The organism is Vibrio sp. D173a (assembly GCF_030248475.1).
Map to the genome: position 1 here is coordinate 1 of NZ_JAHGAH010000127.1, position 16,973 is coordinate 16,973.

16 protein-coding genes are annotated in these 16,973 nt (G+C 47.6%); 12 read left to right on the forward strand and 4 right to left on the reverse strand.

Annotated features, from left to right (window positions below; translation table 11 throughout):
* Nucleotides 1-90 precede the first annotated feature (90 nt).
* The 8 genes from lpxB (at nucleotide 91) to KIV40_RS13980 (ending at nucleotide 9,813) form a co-directional block, all read left to right on the forward strand.
* A complete protein-coding gene (gene lpxB, locus KIV40_RS13945; protein WP_038891872.1) occupies nucleotides 91-1,230 on the forward strand; it encodes a lipid-A-disaccharide synthase in 1,140 nt (379 codons plus the stop codon).
* Nucleotides 1,231-1,239: 9 nt separating this feature from the next.
* A complete protein-coding gene (gene rnhB, locus KIV40_RS13950; protein ID WP_012128688.1) occupies nucleotides 1,240-1,878 on the forward strand; it encodes a ribonuclease HII in 639 nt (212 codons plus the stop codon).
* Between the two features lie 92 nt (nucleotides 1,879-1,970).
* Nucleotides 1,971-5,450: a DNA polymerase III subunit alpha gene (gene dnaE, locus KIV40_RS13955; protein WP_041853289.1), complete on the forward strand. Its 3,480-nt coding sequence runs from the start codon at nucleotides 1,971-1,973 to the stop codon at nucleotides 5,448-5,450.
* 47 nt (nucleotides 5,451-5,497) lie between these two features.
* Nucleotides 5,498-6,457, forward strand: coding sequence for an acetyl-CoA carboxylase carboxyl transferase subunit alpha (gene accA / locus KIV40_RS13960; protein WP_285349761.1), 960 nt, complete (start codon nucleotides 5,498-5,500; stop codon nucleotides 6,455-6,457).
* Nucleotides 6,458-6,560: 103 nt separating this feature from the next.
* A complete protein-coding gene (gene tilS, locus KIV40_RS13965; protein WP_285349762.1) occupies nucleotides 6,561-7,907 on the forward strand; it encodes a tRNA lysidine(34) synthetase TilS in 1,347 nt (448 codons plus the stop codon).
* 64 nt (nucleotides 7,908-7,971) lie between these two features.
* Entirely contained in the window at nucleotides 7,972-8,286 is a 315-nt protein-coding gene (locus KIV40_RS13970) for a cytochrome c (protein ID WP_285349764.1), read from the forward strand.
* Between the two features lie 227 nt (nucleotides 8,287-8,513).
* Nucleotides 8,514-8,852, forward strand: a complete 339-nt coding sequence (gene glnB, locus KIV40_RS13975) for a nitrogen regulatory protein P-II (RefSeq protein ID WP_005380372.1) — start codon at nucleotides 8,514-8,516, stop codon at nucleotides 8,850-8,852.
* Between the two features lie 112 nt (nucleotides 8,853-8,964).
* The gene (locus KIV40_RS13980) at nucleotides 8,965-9,813 is read left to right on the forward strand and encodes an endonuclease/exonuclease/phosphatase family protein (RefSeq protein ID WP_285349766.1); all 849 of its coding nucleotides are present in this window, start codon (nucleotides 8,965-8,967) and stop codon (nucleotides 9,811-9,813) included.
* Between the two features lie 27 nt (nucleotides 9,814-9,840).
* Here the strand turns inward: KIV40_RS13980 and KIV40_RS13985 are convergent, their stop codons facing one another.
* From KIV40_RS13985 to gloB, 3 genes are all read right to left on the reverse strand, one after another.
* The gene (locus KIV40_RS13985) at nucleotides 9,841-10,527 is read right to left on the reverse strand and encodes a YIP1 family protein (RefSeq protein WP_285349768.1); all 687 of its coding nucleotides are present in this window, start codon (nucleotides 10,525-10,527) and stop codon (nucleotides 9,841-9,843) included.
* Nucleotides 10,524-12,110 carry a LysM peptidoglycan-binding domain-containing protein gene (locus tag KIV40_RS13990; RefSeq protein WP_285349770.1) on the reverse strand — a complete coding sequence of 529 codons (1,587 nt, stop codon included), beginning with the start codon at nucleotides 12,108-12,110 and terminating at the stop codon, nucleotides 10,524-10,526. Before KIV40_RS13990 ends, KIV40_RS13985 begins: the two co-directional genes overlap by 4 nt.
* Nucleotides 12,111-12,362: 252 nt before the next feature.
* Nucleotides 12,363-13,121: a hydroxyacylglutathione hydrolase gene (gene gloB / locus KIV40_RS13995; RefSeq protein WP_012128680.1), complete on the reverse strand. Its 759-nt coding sequence runs from the start codon at nucleotides 13,119-13,121 to the stop codon at nucleotides 12,363-12,365.
* Nucleotides 13,122-13,160: 39 nt separating this feature from the next.
* Here gloB and KIV40_RS14000 point away from each other — a divergent pair, with 39 nt between their 5' ends.
* Nucleotides 13,161-13,916, forward strand: coding sequence for a class I SAM-dependent methyltransferase (locus tag KIV40_RS14000; protein ID WP_012128679.1), 756 nt, complete (start codon nucleotides 13,161-13,163; stop codon nucleotides 13,914-13,916).
* Here KIV40_RS14000 and rnhA read toward each other — a convergent pair.
* Complete coding sequence (gene rnhA / locus KIV40_RS14005; protein ID WP_005533940.1) at nucleotides 13,913-14,377, reverse strand: ribonuclease HI; 465 nt, start codon at nucleotides 14,375-14,377, stop codon at nucleotides 13,913-13,915. The genes KIV40_RS14000 and rnhA overlap by 4 nt on opposite strands.
* 58 nt (nucleotides 14,378-14,435) lie before the next feature.
* Between rnhA and dnaQ the strand changes: the two genes are divergently transcribed.
* The 3 genes from dnaQ (at nucleotide 14,436) to KIV40_RS14020 (ending at nucleotide 16,873) form a co-directional block, all read left to right on the forward strand.
* A complete protein-coding gene (dnaQ, locus tag KIV40_RS14010; RefSeq protein ID WP_285349773.1) occupies nucleotides 14,436-15,152 on the forward strand; it encodes a DNA polymerase III subunit epsilon in 717 nt (238 codons plus the stop codon).
* Nucleotides 15,153-15,167: 15 nt separating this feature from the next.
* The gene (locus tag KIV40_RS14015) at nucleotides 15,168-16,418 is read left to right on the forward strand and encodes a TIGR03503 family protein (protein ID WP_285349775.1); all 1,251 of its coding nucleotides are present in this window, start codon (nucleotides 15,168-15,170) and stop codon (nucleotides 16,416-16,418) included.
* 212 nt (nucleotides 16,419-16,630) lie between these two features.
* On the forward strand, nucleotides 16,631-16,873 hold the full coding sequence (locus tag KIV40_RS14020; protein WP_285349777.1) for a hypothetical protein: 243 nt from the start codon (nucleotides 16,631-16,633) through the stop codon (nucleotides 16,871-16,873).
* Nucleotides 16,874-16,973: the final 100 nt, after the last annotated feature.

Below are 16,973 nucleotides of genomic sequence, written 5' to 3' on the forward strand. Positions count from 1 at the left end.
CGAGGTTACTTGGGTATATGTGGATACATAGTTTAAATCGTTTAGCTTAAATCGTTACCCATAGCGCACAGGAAAAATAGCGAAGTAGATATGGAAAGACCATTACGTATCGGCATCATTGCCGGAGAACTGTCTGGCGACACGCTAGGTGAAGGCTTTATCAAAGCGGTAAAACAGCAATACCCAGACGCAGAGTTTGTTGGTATTGGTGGCCCTAAAATGATCGCGCAAGGCTGCGAGTCTCTGTTCGACATGGAAGAGCTCGCCGTAATGGGCTTGGTTGAAGTGCTGGGCCGCTTGCCAAGACTGCTGAAAGTCAAAGCTGAGCTCGTGAAATACTTCACTGATAACCCGCCGGATGTCTTTGTTGGTATCGATGCACCAGATTTTAACTTACGTGTTGAGCTAGACCTGAAAAATGCTGGCATCAAAACCGTGCATTACGTAAGCCCATCGGTTTGGGCATGGCGTCAAAAGCGCATCTTTAAAATTGAAGCAGCGACTAACCTAGTACTGGCATTCTTACCGTTTGAAAAAGCGTTCTACGATAAATTCAACGTGCCTTGTGAATTCATTGGTCACACATTGGCAGATGCTATTCCACTGCAATCGGACAAAGCGCCTGCACGTGAACTGCTTGGTTTAGAACAAGATAAACAATGGCTAGCGGTTCTTCCGGGTAGCCGTGGCAGCGAGCTGAAAATGCTCTCTCAGCCATTTATCGAAACGTGTAAGAAATTGCACCAGAAATTCCCCGATCTAGGCTTCGTCGTAGCGCTAGTAAACCAGAAACGTCGCGAACAATTCGAGCAAGCGTGGAAAGAGCATGCACCTGAGCTTGATTTCAAACTGGTGGATGATACTGCACGCAACGTGATTACCGCTTCAGATGCCGTGATGTTGGCGTCTGGCACCGTAGCGTTAGAGTGTATGTTGCTCAAACGCCCAATGGTGGTCGGTTACCGTGTCAACGCGGTGACGGCTTTCCTTGCTAAGCGCCTGCTGAAAACGAAATATGTTTCGCTGCCAAACATTCTGGCTGATACCGAGCTGGTTAAAGAATATCTGCAAGATGATTGCACGCCAGACAATTTATTCGACGAAGTGTCTCGCTTACTAGAGAGCGATAACCGAGAAATGTTGGATAAGTTCACTGAAATGCATCATTGGATTCGCAAAGATGCGGATCAACAAGCCGCAAACGCGGTTCTAAAACTGATTGAAAAATAGAGATTGACCATGGCTGTAAAACCAAAAACGACCAAAGCAAAAGTAGAACTACCACCGTTTGAATATCCGCAAGGCTATCAGCTAGTTGCGGGTGTTGATGAGGTAGGGCGTGGTCCTTTGGTGGGTGATGTTGTTACCGCAGCGGTTATTTTAGATCCAAATAACCCAATTGAAGGCTTAAACGATTCGAAAAAACTGAGTGAGAAAAAACGCCTTGCACTGCTGCCAGAAATCAAAGAGAAAGCATTGGCATGGGCGGTAGGCCGTTGTTCTCCTGAAGAGATTGATGAGCTCAACATCCTGCAAGCGACCATGGTTGCCATGCAACGTGCGATTGCGGGTTTGAAAGTACAGCCAGACCTTGCGCTTATCGATGGTAATCGTTGTCCTGAACTGCCAATGGATTCCCAAGCCGTAGTGAAAGGCGACTTGCGCGTGGCGGAAATTAGCGCGGCGTCAATCATTGCTAAAGTGGTTCGTGACCAAGAAATGGAAGAGTTGGATAAACAATACCCACAGTTTGGCTTTGCTAAGCACAAAGGTTACCCAACCAAAGCGCACTTCGAAGCGATTGAGCAACACGGTGTGATCAGTGAACACCGTAAGAGCTTCAAGCCCGTGAAGAAAGCGCTCGGCATCGAAGAATAAAGCAAAGTAATAGAATAGGCGTATCGGTGTTATAAACCACGCCTGCTTTAGGTTAGAATCCCAAATAAGATATAGTTTTACGGTACCTGTTAATGTCAGTTCCCAAGTTCATTCACCTAAGAGTTCACAGTGATTTCTCGATGGTGGATGGTATCAACAAAGTTCCACCGCTCGTTAAGAAAGTCGCCGAACTCGGCATGCCTGCAATGGCATTGACCGATTTCACTAACCTATGTGGTTTGGTGAAATACTATGGCACTGCGCACGGCAGTGGTGTGAAGCCAATCATCGGTGCTGATTTCAAAATGCAATCGGATGAGTTTGGCGAGGAGCTGACGCAATTAACGTTACTTGCGGCAAACAACGAAGGTTATAAAAACCTCACGTTGCTGATCTCAAAAGCTTACCTTCGTGGTCACGTACAGCACCAACCGGTGCTCGACAAAGCTTGGTTGGCTGAACTATCAGAAGGTTTGATCGTTCTATCAGGCGCGAAAAACGGTGAAATCGGTAAAGCATTGCTAAAAGGCAACCGTAAAGTTGTCGACAGTTGTGTCGAGTTCTACAACCAATACTTCCCAGATCGCTTCTATCTAGAATTGGTTCGTACTGGTCGTCCGGATGAAGAAACTTACCTGCACTTTGCGATCGAATTGGCAGAAGAGCTTGAATTGCCAGTCGTTGCAACCAACGAAGTTGTTTTCATCAGTGAAGACTTATTTGACGCCCATGAAATCCGCGTTGCAATCCACGATGGTTACACCCTAGAAGATCCGCGTCGTCCAAAGAACTACAGCCCAGAACAATACCTGCGTACTGAAGAGGAAATGTGCGAGCTGTTTGCCGACATTCCGGAAGCGTTAGAAAACAGTGTTGAAATTGCCAAGCGTTGTAACGTGACAGTACGTTTGGGTGAATACTTCCTACCTGCCTTCCCAACTGAAGGTATGGAAGAGACCGACTTCTTGGTCATGAAGTCTCGCGAAGGTCTTGAAGAGCGTCTAGAGTTCCTGTTCCCAGATGAGGAAGAGCGCAAGCAGCGTCGTCCTGAATACGATGATCGTCTGCAAATCGAACTCGACGTAATCAACCAAATGGGATTCCCTGGTTACTTCTTGATCGTAATGGAGTTCATCCAGTGGTCGAAAGACAACGCGATTCCGGTAGGTCCGGGTCGTGGTTCGGGTGCTGGTTCTTTGGTGGCATATGCACTGAAGATCACCGACCTTGACCCATTGGAATACGACCTTCTATTCGAACGTTTCTTGAACCCAGAACGAGTCTCGATGCCCGATTTCGACGTCGACTTCTGTATGGATAAGCGTGACCAAGTAATTGACCACGTTGCGGAAATGTATGGCCGTGATGCGGTATCACAGATCATCACCTTTGGTACCATGGCGGCGAAAGCGGTAATCCGTGACGTAGGCCGTGTACTTGGCCACCCGTTTGGCTTCGTTGATCGTATTTCAAAATTGGTTCCGCCTGATCCGGGCATGACGCTAGAGAAAGCGTTCAAAGCTGAGCCTGCACTGCCAGAGTTGTATGACGCAGACGAAGAAGTGAAAGAGCTTATCGACATGTGTCGCCTCCTTGAAGGTTGTACACGTAATGCCGGTAAGCACGCGGGTGGTGTTGTAATCTCACCAACCACCATTACAGACTTCGCGCCGATTTATGCTGACTCGGAAGGTCACTTCCCGGTTACTCAGTTTGATAAGAACGACGTTGAAACGGCCGGTCTGGTTAAGTTTGACTTCTTGGGTCTGCGTACCCTAACCATCATCGACTGGGCGTTGGGTCTGATTAACCCGCGTCTAGAACGCGAAGGCAAAGATCCTGTTCGCATCGAATCGATTCCACTGGATGATGCGGCGTCATTCCGTTTGCTGCAAAACTCAGAAACCACTGCGGTATTCCAGCTTGAATCGCGCGGTATGAAAGAGCTGATTAAACGTCTGCAACCGGACTGTTTTGAAGACATCATCGCATTGGTGGCACTGTTCCGTCCGGGCCCATTGCAGTCGGGCATGGTAGATAACTTTATCGACCGTAAGCACGGTCGTGAGGCGATCTCTTATCCTGATGAAAAGTGGCAACACGAATCGCTTAAAGAGATTCTGGATCCGACTTACGGCATCATCCTGTATCAAGAACAGGTAATGCAGATTGCACAGGTACTGTCTGGCTACACCCTTGGTGGTGCGGACATGCTTCGTCGTGCGATGGGTAAGAAAAAACCGGAAGAGATGGCGAAACAGCGTGCTACCTTCGAAGAGGGGGCAATTGCCAACGGCGTCGATGGCGAGTTGGCGATGAAGATCTTCGACTTGGTAGAGAAGTTCGCGGGTTACGGCTTTAATAAATCTCACTCGGCAGCCTACGCACTGGTTTCGTACCAAACGCTATGGCTGAAGATGCACTATCCGGCAGAATTCATGGCAGCGGTAATGACCGCCGATATGGATAACACTGAGAAAGTGGTTGGCCTAGTAGACGAATGTTTCCGCATGAAACTCACCGTGCTTCCGCCAGACATCAATGCCGGCTTGTACCGCTTTAACGTGGATGAGAATGGCGCGATTGTTTACGGCATCGGCGCGATTAAAGGTGTGGGCGAAGGTCCGATCGATGCGATCTTAGAAGCGCGCAACAAAGGTGGTCACTTCATTGACCTATTTGACTTCTGTGCGCGAATCGACCTGAAAAAGGTAAACAAGCGTGTTATCGAAAAACTGATTTACGCGGGCGCACTCGACAGGCTCGGTCCACACCGTGCGGCATTGATGGCATCGCTCAATGATGCGGTGAAAGCGGCAAGCCAACACCACCAAGCGGAAGCCTTTGGTCAAACCGATATGTTCGGTGTTTTGACTGATGCGCCAGAAGAGGTGGAACACAAATATACTCAAGTGCCAGCATGGCCAGAGAAAGTATGGTTAGAGGGTGAACGTGAGACGCTCGGTTTATATTTGACCGGCCACCCAGTTAACGCATACATAAAGGAACTAAATAAATACGTTAGTTGTCGACTAAAAGACGCAACCCCAACTCGCCGTGATCAATCCGTGACAGTAGCGGGCTTGGTAATTGCAGCTCGTGTGATGACAACCAAGCGTGGTACGCGAATCGGCATCATGACTCTGGACGATCGAAGCGGTCGAATGGAGGTGATGTTGTTCTCGGATGCGCTTGATAGGTATGCAGAACTTCTCGAAAAAGATAAAATTCTGGTGGTTTCTGGACAGGTCAGCTTTGATGACTTCAACGGTGGCCTTAAAATGTCGGCGCGTGAAGTTATGGATCTGGGTACTGCACGTGAAAAATACGCACGTGGTTTGTCGGTATCTATTGATGCTAACCAGATCAACGATAAATTCTTTGAACAATTTACGCGTATTTTAGAGCCGCACAAAGCCGGAACCGTACCTGTCAATGTATACTACCAGCGTGCCGACGCCAGAGCGCGGTTAACATTGGGCACCGAGTGGCGAGTAACGCCAACTGATACATTGCTAGACGATTTAAAACAGTTACTTGGTAAAGGCCAAGTAGAACTCGAATTTAACTAAAAAATTCAGCGCAATACGTAAGACGCTGAGTCAAAAAGGATTCATAGATGAGCCTAAACTTTCTTGAATTTGAAAAGCCAATTGCAGAACTAGAAGCAAAAATTGAAGCGCTACGCGACGTATCTCGTCACGGCGGTGACTCTGCGGTTGACCTTGATAAAGAAATCGAACAGCTTGAGAAAAAGAGCCTAGAACTTAAGAAGAAAACCTTCAGCAATCTAGGTGCATGGGAAACAGCTCAACTGGCTCGTCACCCTTTACGTCCGTACACACTAGATTACATCAAGCACGCATTTGATGAATTTGATGAACTAGCAGGTGACCGCGCGTTTGCTGACGACAAAGCGATCGTCGGTGGTATCGCACGTCTTGAAGGTCGTCCAGTGATGATCATTGGTCACCAGAAAGGTCGTGAGACCAAAGAAAAAGTAAAACGTAACTTTGGTATGCCTAAACCAGAAGGTTACCGTAAAGCGCTACGTTTGATGGAAATGGCTGAGCGTTTCAACATGCCTATCATCACTTTCATCGACACGGCAGGTGCATACCCAGGTGTTGGCGCTGAAGAGCGTGGCCAATCTGAAGCGATCGCGACCAACCTTAAAGTGATGTCTGGTCTTAAAGTGCCAGTCATCTGTAACGTTGTTGGTGAAGGCGGTTCAGGTGGTGCACTTGCAATCGGTGTAGGTGACTACGTGAACATGCTTCAGTACTCAACGTACTCAGTAATCTCTCCAGAAGGTTGTGCTTCAATCCTGTGGCGTGATTCAGACAAAGCACCACAAGCAGCAGACGCGATGGGTCTAACCGCTCCACGTCTGAAAGATCTTGAGCTTATCGATGAAATCATCGAAGAGCCACTAGGCGGCGCGCACCGTGACCATGCTCAAATGGCTGCAAACATGAAAGCAAACTTGCTTCGCCAGCTAGAAGACCTTGAGCAACTAGACCACGAAACGCTACTAGAGCGTCGTTACCAGCGTCTAATGAACTACGGTTACTGCTAATTACAGCTGCCGTTAGGCACTAGCTGAATTCTCGCAAGATAACAGATAAAATAGAAAGGGTTGGGCATGCGTCCAACCCTTTTTTGTTTCTATCGGATGATTTATGGAATCGCTTTACTCGCAATTTGTTCAAGTTCTCGAACGTTATCATCAACCAAACACTAAGATTGTTTTAGCGTTTAGTGGTGGGGTAGATTCGCGCTTGTTACTCGAGCTGCTTAGTCGTTATCAGCAAGCCTATTCGATAGACAATCAATCAACAGATTCTCACTCATTCAAGTGTCACGCCGTATATGTGCATCATGGTTTAAGCTCCAACGCGGACGAATGGGCGGATAAATGTTTAGTGTGGGCTGAGCAAGCGGGAATTACCTGTTCTGTTGAGCGGGTGAGTCTAGACACTAACAGCGGCGAAAGTATCGAGCTGTTGGCTCGAGAAGCGCGTTATCAGGCGTTGTCGAAGCACATCCAGTCCGGTGATTTATTACTGACAGGTCAACATGCCGATGACCAGGTGGAAACCTTCTTGTTGGCGTTGAAGCGCGGCAGCGGCCCGAGAGGTCTATCTTCAATGGCAGAAAGCATGCTGTTTGCTGGTGGTACTTTGGTCCGTCCGCTATTAGCTATCAAGCGCGAGCAAATTGAGGCCGTAGCGAAGGATCAAGGGCTAGATTGGGTAGAAGACGAAAGTAATCAAGATACGCGTTACGATCGTAATTTCCTCCGTCATCGTATCGTGCCAGAACTTTCTGAACGTTGGCCGAGCATCCATCAAGCGGTGCAGCGCAGTGCGAGTTTGTGCGCGCAGCAAGAAGCTTTGCTCGATGAGCTACTTTTGGCAGTGTTTGAACGCGCACTACAAAGTGATCTTAGTCTGAGTATTGAAGACTTAGCAACGCACAGTGAACTGGCTAGTGCGCGATTGGTTCGTATGTGGCTGGCTAAGCTAAATGCCAACATGCCAACGCAAGTTCAGCTCAGTTTGATTTGGAATGAGGTCGCGCTGGCGCAGCAAGATGCCAATCCAAAGCTTCAGCTCAAGCAGGGTGAAGTTCGCCGTTTTCAGAATCGCCTGTATTGGGTAACCGAAACGGTTGATGTCACGACTTGGCAAAGTGCCATTCAAACCGATACTGCTTTGCTGTTGCCCGAGCAGTTGGGAGAGCTCACCTTGAGTACCAACTCAGAGCAAGCCACCATTGCTATGCCGCCTCATCCAGAGCTATTACGAGTGACGTTTAATCCAGAAGGGCTCTCTGCGCACCCAACCACGCGTAACCATAGCCGTAAGCTGAAGAAGTTATTCCAAGAGTACAACGTGCCGAGTTGGCTGCGTCGCCAAATACCGATTCTGATGTACCAAGATCAGGTGGTGGCGGTCGGCAATTTGTTTGTTGATCAAGCCTTCAGTGGTCAAGATTGTGAACTTATCTGGCGCAAGTCGTTGTAATTCATGCCACAATGTCGATTATAAAATATAAAAATCCTTAACTAAAAATCGATTAGGTGAAGCAATGAAGAAAACAATCATGGGCGCAATGATGGCGCTAACCATGTTTAGTGGGCAAGCTCTGGCGGCAGGTGATGTAGCCGCAGGGCAAGCAAAAGCGGGCGTATGTGCTGCTTGTCATGGCGCGGATGGTATCGCGGTGATTCCTGGTTATCCAAATCTGAAAGGCCAGAATGAGCAATACATCGCTAGCTCAATCAAGGCTTATAAAGCGGGCCAACGCACGGGTGGCCTAGCGCCAGTGATGCAAGCACAAGCAAATCTGCTGTCTGACGACGATATCGCAAACTTGGCAGCGTACTACGCAAGCTTGAAGTAATAAGCACGGGTACAAGCCAGATAAAGATTCAAATCAAGCCAGAGACAAACGCTCTGGCTTTTTCGTTTGGTGCACGTGGGATTGCTGACTTCGCGACTTTGTTACATTCATCCGCAAATAAATTCCACCAGTGTCAGGATTTTCAGGTGCTTGATGATAACAAGGATTGAATGTTGTGAGGTGCTAACCGATAATATGCGCAAACGATTGAAGCTTAAGGGATGAACATGAAAAAGATTGAAGCGATTATCAAGCCATTCAAATTGGATGATGTTCGAGAAGCGTTGGCTGAAGTAGGCATTACAGGGATGACAGTCTCTGAAGTGAAAGGCTTCGGTCGTCAGAAAGGTCACACAGAATTGTATCGTGGTGCAGAGTACATGGTGGATTTCCTGCCTAAAGTGAAGCTAGAAATCGTAGTGACGGAAGACGTTGCAGACAAGTGTGTTGAAACCATCATTGAAACGGCACAAACCGGTAAGATTGGTGACGGTAAGATCTTTGTTACGGATATCGAGCGTGTAGTACGTATCCGTACTGGCGAAGAAGACGAAGACGCGATTTAAGATTTCACTTCATTATGTGGTAAAAATTTGAGTAAGCTAAAAGGGAGCCGCAAATGGCTCCTTTTTTATTATGCGCATTTTATGCGTGCCATTTTTGTCGTTAGGTAGGCCTATGTATCAGCGTTTAGCTTTTGCGTTAGTTTTTCTTATTATCGCCGGACTTGTCAGCTTTCAGGTGATCTTCACGGTGCCAGAGCAACCACAAATTATTACTCAAACAGGAACGAACATTACTCAAGATATTCGCTGTATGGAGTTTAAACAGCCACAGGTGCTCGACAAGGATGGTGAGTTAAATGTCTTGGTGTGGAACATCTACAAACAAAACCGAGACAACTGGCAGCAAGCTCTCGATGCATTCTCTGCCAATAAACAACTGCTTTTACTACAAGAAGCAAGCTTAACCGATGAATTCAAAAACTGGCTGGTGGATGGGCACTGGGTCAGTAACCAAGTCAGTGCGTTCAAAGCGCTTGGCAATGGGGCGGGGGTGATCAGCATTGCGCAGAAAGAGCCCATTCGTGCTTGCGCGTATACGTCTAAAGAACCGTGGCTGCGTTTGCCTAAATCCGCGCTGTACAGCAAGTATCAGCTCAGTAACGGTGAAACCTTGGCGGTGGTGAACATTCATGCAATCAACTTTACCGTGGGCACCGAGGAATACACGTCACAGTTGTCTGTATTAGAGAAGGTGCTGAAGGAGCATAAAGGCCCGATTCTGTTTGCAGGGGATTTTAATAGCTGGAGCGAAGAACGCTTAATGGCGATGAAGAAAGCACTGCAAAAAGCCAATTTGCAGGAAGTGACGTTTAGCCAAGACAACCGCACTCAGTTCATTACCGGCTTGCCACTCGATCACGTTTTTTATCGAGGTCTGACCCTCAAAAACGCGAAAGCGCCGCAGAGCGACGCTTCCGATCATAATCCATTATTGGTGTCGTTTACGCTTAACGACCAGTAAGGGCTCTTATGAGCTCGCTTAAATGGCTTAAGCAATAGCGATGTACAATGCCCAAATCACGTAAAACGCAATCCAAGGCAGGCTCGAAATCACAAGAGCCTGTCCACGTTCAAACTCTGTCCAAGTCAGAACCACACCATAGCCCAATACAATGTACCAAGGCAGCAGTAACGGCAGTGAGCTAGCAAAGTGCGACCACTCGTTGGTCAAAGGCAGTTTCAACAAACCATTTAGGCTGTTTAAATCCGCCGCGTACGTCATTACCTGACCGTGTTTCAGTAACAGGCTCGCATAGCTTGCGATGTCGCCTAAAACCGCAGGGAACAGGATTGCAGAAGCCGCTGCAAACCATTTCCAATAGCCGTATTGTTGTTTGCTTGCTTTAGTCGCTAGGAAGAACCACAACGCCAAAAGCAGCAGAGTCGCAAAGCGGTTGAACACGTCATTAATGATCGCACTTGCCATCAGCGTGTTTGGTTCCAACAGTTCAATCTGCTTAGGATCGACCTGTTGAAATTGAGCCGTTAATTGTTCACTTAGCCAAGTGAAATCCACATTCGAGAAATAGGCCCCCCAGAATAGGAATGGGCTGAGCATCAAAAAGATGAACGGTTGCCACCCCCAGCCTCCACGCTGATACAGCGCTAGGAAGCACGATGTTGGAGAACGGAAAATATCCAACAGCATTACAAGCGGGTTACTCGATGGGTTCATACACTTACCTTAGTTACGTCAACATACAACTTAAGCTTCTGACCTGGTTTCAGGTACTTCTGCTTTTGAAGAGCATTCCATTTCACGATGTCGTTGCTCTTCACCTTAAACTTGCTAGCAATGCCACTGATGGTATCGCCAGAACGCACGTTATAGAAAACCGTGCGAATGATGGCGCCCTTGTCTGAGTTCTTCCAAATCACCAGCTTTTGGCCGACGCGCAAGGTGTCTTTTGGGCCCATGCCGTTCCATTTCGCCAGAGACTTATGAGAAACCTTGTTCTCTTTTGCGATAGACCACAAGCTCTCGCCAGATTGGACAACGTGAGTCAGTTTGAATTGACCGCGAGATTTAGATTGCGTTTTGTTTAGGCGATTTTCCGCAGTAAGTGCGTACTTAGCATCGTCTTTAGTTGACGTTGGGATCATTAGGTACTGACCAACGCGAATGTTGTTGTTGGTTAGACCGTTAGCACGTTGGATAACTTTGGTTGTCGTACCGTACTTCTGAGCCAATACGCTGAGCGAGTCACCAGACTTCACTTTGTAGCGTGCGACCTTCATGCCTTTACCACGGTTCTTTTTCACCTGAGCAAGGAACTGATCCTTCGTCTCGATAGGAATAAGAAGCTGGTGCGGGCCGTCAGGTGCCGTAGACCATTGGTTGTAAGCCGGGTTGTAACCTTGCAGCTCTTTGACACCAATGCCTGCGTAATCGGCAGCAATCGCTAGGTCCAATTGTTCTTTTGGATCAACCTGAACCAGAACCGGTTTGTTTGGGATTGGTGGAATGTCGATGCCGTATTTGTCTTGGTTCGCAATGATGTCTGCAAGCGCAAGTAGCTTAGGAACGTAACTGCTGGTCTCTTTTGGAAGATCCAAAGAGAAGAAGTCTGTAGGTTTTCCTAGCTTTTTGTTCTTACGAATCGCGCTTGATACACGACCGCCACCACTGTTGTAAGCGGCAATAGCTTGGTTCCAGTTGTCGTCAAAGCGCTTGCTTTGTTGCTCTAGGTAATCAAGAGCAGCATCTGTCGCTGCGTACACATCACGACGACCGTCGTACCAGTAGTTCTGCTCTAGGCCCATCATCTTGCCGGTGCCAGGAACGAACTGCCAAAGACCTGCCGCACTGCCGTGTGAGTACGCGAATGGGTCAAATGAGCTCTCTACGATAGGTAGAAGGGCCAATTCCATTGGAAGACCACGTTCTTCAATGCGTTTTGTAATCATGTACAAAAACGGCTGTGCACGCTCAGAAACGGTGCGCAGGTGGTTAGGGTGCTTAAGATACCATGTACGGTAGTAAGCCACTTTCTTGTTGTCTGGGATGTCCATTTCAAGCTGCATGCCGATACGACGCCATACATCTTCTTGTTCCTGAGGAGAAAGGGTTTTCGGCGTCTCTTTAGCAGGTTTCTTTGCTATCGATTGCTTTTTATTGGAGTCCGCTTGAGCCGCGTCTTGTTTTACCGCTTGCTCGGACTTATTGGTTTCTGGTGTTGGAGTGTTTGTTGAATCTGACTGTGTCAATTGACAGCCAGAAAGTAGTAACGCCAACGCCCAACTGTACTTTAAGCTCATGGATTCAGCCTATCTAGGGCCTGGTTATCTTCTCCTGCCTGTCGCGCAACAGTGTGCGTGGCAGTCGCAAGATAATAGACATCTTGTAACACTAACTACGGGTAGAGGCGGGTTTGCCGCTACTTTATGCGTTTGGGTGAAATTCAAACAGATTTATATCAGCCCCAAACGCAATAGAAGCGCCAGAGGCGCTTCTATGAAAATCAGCTCACGATAATACTTGCGTCGTGCAAGTTTACAAGCAGAAATTGGTTAAAATTCGTTCTTCCACTCACGTAGAGCTGTAAAAACCGAGCACGGATCGCTATTTTCAATACGGTTCGTGACAGATTGAATCACTTCTGCGTTGGTTGCGCGCAAGAACGGGTTGATTAACTTTTCTTTGCGTAGTGTGGTAGGAATGGTTGGAATGTTTAATCCGCGCAGGCGGTTTACATCGTCACGGTACTGGCGCAAGTGCTCATTGTCTGGCTCAACCGCTAGGGCAAAGGCTACGTTACTTGCGGTGTATTCATGTGCACAGAACACTTCCGTCTCTTCAGGCAGCTTCATGATTTTGCTCAGTGACTCGAACATCTGCTCTGGTGTGCCTTCAAAAATACGGCCGCAGCCAGCCGAGAACAGTACGTCGCCACAGAACAATTTACCGTCACCTACATAGCCAATGTGGCCAAGTGTGTGGCCAGGTAAACCGAGCACCATGAAAATTTCACCGAAAAGCTCAAGTTTGTCGCCTTCTTCCATAGCATTGGTTAATGTTGGAATGGGTTCTGCTTTCGGACCTACGACAGAAACGTGAGGAAAAGCACGAACTAAATCTGAAACGCCGCCAATGTGATCGTTGTGGTGGTGTGTAATTAAGATCGCTTCTAAAGTTAACTCGTTAGCCTGCAAATATTCTAACACTGGCTTAGCATCACCCGGATCGACCACGGCACATCGCTTGTCGCTATTTTGTATCAGCCAGATGTAATTATCATTAAATGCGGGTATGCTTTTGATCTCTAACACGATTCTTTCTCCGTCACCCTTTTAATAGTCAGGTGGTTAATGAAACCAGCACTCAGCAACAAAACTTTACAGCACCCGTCGACTTGGTCAGAGATGAACAATGGGCCGTGGGTACTTGAGTCAATCCAAACCCGACTCGATGAATGGTGTCCGAAGTTGTTCGGTTACCACATGCTGAAATTGGGCGGCTTGAGCTGTGAGCTAACCAGCTGTAGTTGTAACATTCAACACCAAGTCAACGTAGATATCCAGAACCCGTTGCATAATGTCATCGCAGATGGTTACGAATTACCCTTTTTAGAAAAAAGCTTTGATGTTGTCGTGCTTGCTCATCAGCTTGACTATGCAAGTGATCCCCATCGGCTGCTGCGCGAAGTTGATCGCGTCATGATGGATGATGGTTATCTTATTATTACGGGCTTTAACCCGATTAGTTTCACTGGCTTAGCAAGTTTATTACCTTGGCGCAGAAACAATTTGCCTTGGAGTGGGCGCATGTTCACTGCCAACCGCATCAAAGATTGGCTGGGCGTACTCAACTATCAGGTGATTCATTGTGATCGTTACGCGTTGTTTCCGATGACGCGTTACAAAACTATGTGGACGTGGTTAGAGAACAGTTTGGGTGATTGGGCATCACCGGCGGGGAGTTTGTATTACATCGTTGCCCGTAAACGAACGTACCCTCTCAAACCTATCAAGCCACATTGGCGCTTGAAGAGAAAGTTAACACCACTGGGTGTGATGAACAGAGAGGGCAGTGCGGTGAAAAAGGTCTCAAGCAGTAAAAACTAAGATGCCTGGTAACCCGTATCTTCTTCAGTTGGGTTTTCCGCGGCTGTGCGTGCTAGCTCATCACAGATTTCATTCTCACGATGGCCTGCGTGGCCCTTAACCCAATGCCAATCTACTTTATGGCGAGCGGTTTCTTTATCCAATGCTTGCCATAAATCGGCATTTTTCACTGGCTTTTTATCTGCCGTTTTCCAGCCACGTTTTTTCCAGTTATGAATCCATTGCGTAATGCCTTGGCGCACGTACTGGCTATCCGTTGTTAACGTCACTTGGCATGGCTCTTTTAGCGTTTGCAATGCCACCACTGCAGCCAACATTTCCATGCGGTTATTGGTCGTCAGCGTGTAGCCTTTCGCTAGGGTCTTTTCCGTTTGCTTGTAACGCAGCACAATGCCGTAACCACCCGGCCCCGGATTGCCTAAACAAGATCCGTCAGTGAAAATCTCAACGTGTTTGGTCATATTTTTGGTACTATTAGCCGAAACATTTAATAAAGCATAGTCTGACACACATAACCTTATGAATACCAGCAGCAATTCTGAACATAATCGTATTGTCGTTCTCGATACCGAAACCACGGGTATGAACCTAGAAGGTGGTCCTCACTACATGGGTCACCGCATCGTCGAAATTGGTGCCGTGGAGATCATTAACCGTAAGCTGACTGGTCGTCACTTTCACGTTTACCTAAAGCCTGACCGTGAAATCCAACCAGACGCGATTGGAGTCCACGGTATTACGGATGAATTCTTGGTCGATAAGCCAGAATACTCTGCCGTACACCAAGAGTTTCTAGACTTCATTAAAGGCGCCGAGCTGGTTGCCCACAACGCGCCCTTCGATACCGGCTTTATGGATTACGAGTTTGAAATGCTCAATCCAAGCATCGGTAAGACGGATGGTTACTGTAAGGTGACCGATACCCTTGCCATGGCGAAGAAAATCTTCCCGGGCAAGCGAAACAACCTCGACGTATTGTGTGAACGTTACGGCATTGATAACTCACACCGTACTCTCCACGGGGCATTGCTCGATGCGGAGATTCTAGCCGACGTTTACCTTCTAATGACGGGTGGTCAAACAAGCCTAGAATTTAATGCCAATAAAAAAGACGGCGAAGCCGAAGGCATTCGTCGTGTTGAAGGAAGAAAAGTGCTAAAGGTTTTGCGTGCAACTGCCGATGAAGTAGAAGCACACCAGAAAAGACTCGAACTGGTGAACGATAGTATTTGGTAGTAAATAGGAGAGACTATGTTGAGGGCTTTGTCAGTCGCTATTTTAGCGTTCTGGAGTTGTTTCGCGTTTTCCGCGAGCGAGTCCGCCATGTCTTTGTTAGATAACCGCTTTCGTGTCGACCCGACCATCGAGCAAATCACCTTTCTGGTTTATCGTGAACAAAGTTCTCAACCTGTCGTCCTTGTCCGCCCTGATGGTAAAAAATATTACGCATGGGGTACTTACGACAACGTGCGTTGGTATCAAGAGCCTTCCCTCGACATTATCTCTGTAGACAAGCCTATGGCGGGCCCTTGGCAAGCCGTAGGTAAAGTGACTCCGAAAAACAACATCCGCCTGATCTCGCACCTCAAACTCAGTACCGATGTGTTCCCGAATCGTCTTTACCACAACGAAGCACTCAAGTTTACTGCGTGTTTAACCTCAGACGATAAACCGCTTGTACTGCGTGACTTCCTAGACCGCGTCAATTTGCGCGTCACCTTCACTAAGTTTGTGGAGAATGAGGACGAACTGATCAAAGAAGCTCGCCCAGTGCCTATGGTGATTGGTGAATTTGCCGATGATGGCCGCGGTTTGGATGAAAAAGTAGGGGATGGCGTCTTCACGGTTCAATTGCCGATTGACGTTGAGCCGGGTAAATACCGCGCGCGCATTACCTCTGGCAATGGTGTATTTCTTCGAGCACAAGAGCAAGTGGTACTGGTTTACCCATCGCCAATCACGCGCACCTTTATTCAATCACGTCATGCAGACCAGCCACACCAGCTGGTGGTCAGTGGTGAGCAAGGTATGATTACTCCGGGCTCTATTGCGGTGAATGTAGAGCAAGAAGCGCCAGACGGCTTTATCAGCTATAGCCAAGGTCAAGTGTCTGCTGACGGCACCAAAACCACGCTTAAGATGGATAATGATCCAGAGTTAGGTAAGTACTCATGGCACGGTGAAGTCTTTGCCACAGACCTAGCGACGACGCGCTCATTAGTCTTCCCAATCAAAGAGCAGTCATTCAGCGTAGTTGATGAAGTGGATCTAGAAGCTGCACGTTTAGCGAAAGAAGCTGAGGTCGCCGAGCAACGCCGCATCGAAATGGAAAAAAGCATCATCGCCGAGCGCGAAGCCGAGCGTAAGCGCAGCATGATCATCATCGCCATCGGCAACGTGATTGCATTGATTCTGGTGATTCTATTCTGGATCATCTGGAGTAAAATCAAAGCCAAACGCCAAGCCATGCCAGAGATGCAGTTGGAAGTGCCTAAGAAGTAGGGCGCAGAATTTATATATGGAACGGAGCCGATTGGCTCCGTTTTACTTTTTATGGTGCATCTAATTTTGTGACACTCTTGGCGAGCGTTATTAATATGGCTTCGATTTGCAAAATCATTCGTGGTATTCACTAAGTGGGTTATAGCTGATTTGAGTGTGTGAAAGCTTTAAGCTCTATATCTCAAAGAAGCTAGGTGACTAGGAGGTCTCTGATGAAGTACAAAAAACGTCAGGCATACAAATACAACCTTCATTCCGAAGAACAGATTGAAACCGGTATCACCCTCGCGCAGCCTTTCGATAGCCCGTTTCTGAGTCTATCTGAGCAAGGTTTGTTGACGATTAAGAAAGGCTATTCATGGGATGGGGCGAGTGGGCCAGCGATTGATACTCGTAACATTCTCAAAGCATCTTTGGCGGATGATTTTTCTACACCGGATCTTTTATCTGCCTAGTTAAGCTCTCTTGATGAGTAGATTCTGAATCACGTTCAATGGTATGGACTCCCCACCTCAACTGACTGTGTCAGCTAAAGTTACAGGTACAAACCAAAAT

Coding starts and splice junctions, on each gene's coding strand:
- rnhA (WP_005533940.1), bottom strand. CDS start 14,377: ATGACCAAACACGTTGAGATTTTCACTGACGGATCTTGTTTAGGCAAT.
- KIV40_RS13990 (WP_285349770.1), bottom strand. CDS start 12,110: ATGAGCTTAAAGTACAGTTGGGCGTTGGCGTTACTACTTTCTGGCTGT.
- accA (WP_285349761.1), top strand. CDS start 5,498: ATGAGCCTAAACTTTCTTGAATTTGAAAAGCCAATTGCAGAACTAGAA.
- KIV40_RS13970 (WP_285349764.1), top strand. CDS start 7,972: ATGAAGAAAACAATCATGGGCGCAATGATGGCGCTAACCATGTTTAGT.
- KIV40_RS14020 (WP_285349777.1), top strand. CDS start 16,631: ATGAAGTACAAAAAACGTCAGGCATACAAATACAACCTTCATTCCGAA.
- rnhB (WP_012128688.1), top strand. CDS start 1,240: ATGGCTGTAAAACCAAAAACGACCAAAGCAAAAGTAGAACTACCACCG.
- dnaE (WP_041853289.1), top strand. CDS start 1,971: ATGTCAGTTCCCAAGTTCATTCACCTAAGAGTTCACAGTGATTTCTCG.
- KIV40_RS13985 (WP_285349768.1), bottom strand. CDS start 10,527: ATGAACCCATCGAGTAACCCGCTTGTAATGCTGTTGGATATTTTCCGT.
- dnaQ (WP_285349773.1), top strand. CDS start 14,436: ATGAATACCAGCAGCAATTCTGAACATAATCGTATTGTCGTTCTCGAT.
- lpxB (WP_038891872.1), top strand. CDS start 91: ATGGAAAGACCATTACGTATCGGCATCATTGCCGGAGAACTGTCTGGC.
- KIV40_RS14000 (WP_012128679.1), top strand. CDS start 13,161: ATGAAACCAGCACTCAGCAACAAAACTTTACAGCACCCGTCGACTTGG.
- KIV40_RS13980 (WP_285349766.1), top strand. CDS start 8,965: ATGTATCAGCGTTTAGCTTTTGCGTTAGTTTTTCTTATTATCGCCGGA.
- tilS (WP_285349762.1), top strand. CDS start 6,561: ATGGAATCGCTTTACTCGCAATTTGTTCAAGTTCTCGAACGTTATCAT.
- glnB (WP_005380372.1), top strand. CDS start 8,514: ATGAAAAAGATTGAAGCGATTATCAAGCCATTCAAATTGGATGATGTT.
- KIV40_RS14015 (WP_285349775.1), top strand. CDS start 15,168: ATGTTGAGGGCTTTGTCAGTCGCTATTTTAGCGTTCTGGAGTTGTTTC.